The 3462-nt window shown below is 50.5% G+C and carries 2 protein-coding genes; both read right to left on the bottom strand.

All coding sequences use genetic code 11. From position 1 onward, the window contains the following. A partial coding sequence (fusA, locus tag JF818_RS03415) for an elongation factor G (protein ID WP_198890582.1) occupies nucleotides 1–1975 on the bottom strand: 1975 nt, incomplete at its 3' end. Between the two features lie 53 nt (nucleotides 1976–2028). Continuing rightward, nucleotides 2029–3462: heavy metal translocating P-type ATPase (locus JF818_RS03420; RefSeq protein ID WP_198890583.1), on the bottom strand; the 1434-nt coding region annotated here is incomplete at its 5' end.

The raw sequence follows: 3462 nt of genomic DNA on the forward strand, positions 1-3462 counted from the left end.
GAGTTGCAGAGCGTAGTGCAGTGGAATACCCAAACAACTGAGACAGTGGTGCCTGTGCATGGATATGCTCGCTTGCAGTCCTGCTTTCGATGCTGTTTACCAGTCCACCCCTGCTGGTGATGCTGCTGATCGCCTCTCCTACATACTGTGTTGGTACGATAACAGTAACCTTCATCACCGGTTCCATCAGGATAGGGGCGGCGCTCTGTGCAACCTTGTCAAAACACATTGCTGCACACGCCTCGAATGCGAACGGGGTAGCGGTTAGTTCGTTATAGGTGATGCTGGTAACCTCAACCTCAAGGTCAACGGTTTCATATCCGAATTGTATGCCTCCCTTGAAGGCATTGGTGATTCCCCGTTTTACCGCTTCATAGTACTGTTCATCCATGCCTCTTACCTTTGCCGAGCAGGTATAGCGGTTCCCGCTTCCGGAGGGAAGGGGGCGAATGGTGATGCCAACTCCTGCAGTATTCTCCTTGCCGGCAATGATCTTGGAGAACTTTTCGCTTCCACTGGTTTCCTTGGTAACTGATTCACGGTAGGTCACCTGTGGGTTACCCACACGTGCCTTGATCTTCATCTCCTTGGTGAGCCTGGTTACCAGTACATCCAGATGCAGCTCACCCATGCCGCTGATCACCAGCTGGCCTGTCTCATCGTCATCACGGTAGGTGAAGGTGGGATCTTCCTGGGCAAGGACCCCGAGAGCGGTGCGTAGCTTATCCCCGTCACTGAGGCTGTTCGGCTCTATGGCAACCGAGATTACAGGAATGGGGAAGTGCATCTCCTCAAGGAGGACCTGTGCTCCCTCACTGCCTACGGTATCGCCGGTTCTTCCTTCCTTGAAACCAATGATCACACCAATGTCACCTGCTTCGAGCTCACTCAATTCCTCTTGACGGTCTGCATGCATACGGATAATCCTGTTTACCCGCTCCCGTTTCTTCTTGCTGATGTTCATCAAGGCAGTACCTTTCTTGATGGTACCATTGTATACCCTGACAAAACTCATGGGACCAGCTTCCCTGTCCACCTGGATCTTGAAGATGAGGCCAAGTGGGGGTTTGTTCTTGTCATAGGGAATCTCCACATTCTTTTCCGTCTTCTGATGGAGGCCGACGATAGGGGGAACCTCGGAGGGGGAGGGAAGGTAGTCTATGACTCCATCCAGGAGGGCCTGGACACCGATATCCTTGAGTGAGGAGCCGACAAACACCGGAAGAGCCTGCCGTGCAATGGTCGCCTTCTTCAAGGTCTTCTTGATCAGCTCAGCATCGATGGGTTCACCTTCAAAGTATAGTTCAGTGATTTCGTCGCTGAAGGAGGCGACACTGTCAATCAGCTTCTCGTACCAGCTTTCCACCTCTTCCTGCATTGAGGAAGGAATCTCCTCTTCAGTATAGGTCATTCCCTGGTCTTCAATACTGTATACATAATACTTTTTGGTAAGCAGGTTGATGATGCCACTGAAGTTGTTCTCTGCCCCAACAGGCAGGAAAAGGGGTATGGGATTTGCTCCCAATTTGAGTTTCAGCTCGGAGACTGCCTCATGGAAGTTGGCCCCAAGCCTATCCATCTTGTTGATGAATGCGATACGGGGAACACGATAGGTATCTGCCTGTCTCCAGACAGTCTCTGTCTGTGGTTCCACTCCACCGACTGCGCATACAACCATGACTGCTCCGTCAAGGACACGAAGGGAACGCTCCACTTCTGCGGTGAAGTCTACGTGTCCGGGAGTATCGATAATATTGATCTGGTGTTCTTTCCAGTAACAGGTGGTGGCAGCACTTGCGATGGTGATACCACGATCCTGCTCCTGTTCGAGGAAGTCCATGGTTGCTTCCCCGTTGTCTACCTCACCGATGCGATGGTTTTCACCTGTATAATAGAGGATGCGTTCAGTGGTAGTGGTCTTGCCCGCATCAATATGTGCCATAATTCCAATATTTCGTGTTGTCTTCTCGTTCATGTACTTTTTCCTTCAAACAATCTGAGCAACATTACCATACATGTCTTTTATAATCAACGAGAAAGACGGATCAGGAGGATGCGCAGGGCATTGAAAACGGCTATGATGGTCACCCCAGTATCGGCAAACACCGCTAGTGCCATGGATGCATAGCCCAGTGCACCCAATACAAGCACAACAGCCTTTACCCCTAGCGCAAATGCAATATTTTGCTTCACAATCCGTGAAGTTTTCTTACTGATCATCACCAGCTTCTCCAGCTTGGACAACTCCTCACTCAGAATCACGATATCAGCACTTTCAATGGCGGCATCACTTGCCTTGCTACCCATGGCAATACCGACACGGCTGGCAGCAAGACTTGGGGCGTCATTCATGCCATCCCCGACGTATGCAATGTGTGGATTGGTTTTCTCTATTCCTGCAAGATGTTCCTGCTTCTGGTCAGGGAGAAGCCCAGCATGATATCCATCCAAGCCTAACTCAGTCGCAATAGCCTTGGCGTGTTGTTCCTTGTCTCCTGAGAGCATGAAGAGCTGTCTGACCCCAAGTTTCCTCAAAGCTCCTATAAGCTGTTTTGCGTCCGCTCGAAGCGTGTCCTTCAGGATGAACGATGCTGCGTGGATATCATCAACGGCCAGGTGGATGGTCCCCTCATCCTCATCGCCCAGGGAGAGCGGGATTGATTTGTATGCGAACAGGGCTGCATTCCCTGCTGTCACCTGCTTTCCATCTATCAGGGCAGAGATACCCTTTCCTGCAATTTCTTGGATATTGCTTGCTTCAAAGGGAGATGCAAGTGTATCAAATGCCCTTGCAAGTGGGTGATTGCTCTGCCTCTCCAGGCTTGCTGCCAGTTTTTCAAGGTAAGGTTCATCGAGGCTGCTCTTGCCGGTGGGGATCATTTTCTCCAAGGAAAAACTTCCGTGAGTAAGTGTTCCGGTCTTGTCAAAGACCATGGTATCGATGGTTGAGAGGGCTTCCAGATAGTTGCCTCCCTTGACCAGGATGCCATTGGACGCACTCTTGCCTATTCCGGCAAAATAGGAGAGAGGGACGCTGATAACCAGGGCACAGGGACAACTGACTACCAGGAATACGAGGGATCGATAGATCCAGGTCTCCCATGCTCCTGTTATAAGCGAGGGAATGACGGTAAGAGCAAGCGCAAAGAACACAACAAAGGGGGTATAGTACCGTGCAAAGGTGGTGATGAACTGTTCACTATGGGCCTTCTTGGAAGATGACTCCTCAACAAGACGAAGTATCTTTGTTGCCGTACTGTCCTCATATGCCCGCGTTGTCTGGATGTCAATGACACCGGTAAGGTTCACACTCCCGCTCAGCACGGTCTCTCCTTTCTCTGCATTCTGTGGAAGGGACTCTCCGGTCAGGGATTGCATATTCAAGGTTGAGGAACCCCTGATGATAATACCATCCAAGGGAATCTTATCTTTCTGTCTCTTATAAACACTTGAGGTTGATGA

Origin of the sequence: Sphaerochaeta sp. S2 (assembly GCF_016406725.1) — a bacterium.
Classification (GTDB): domain Bacteria; phylum Spirochaetota; class Spirochaetia; order Sphaerochaetales; family Sphaerochaetaceae; genus Sphaerochaeta.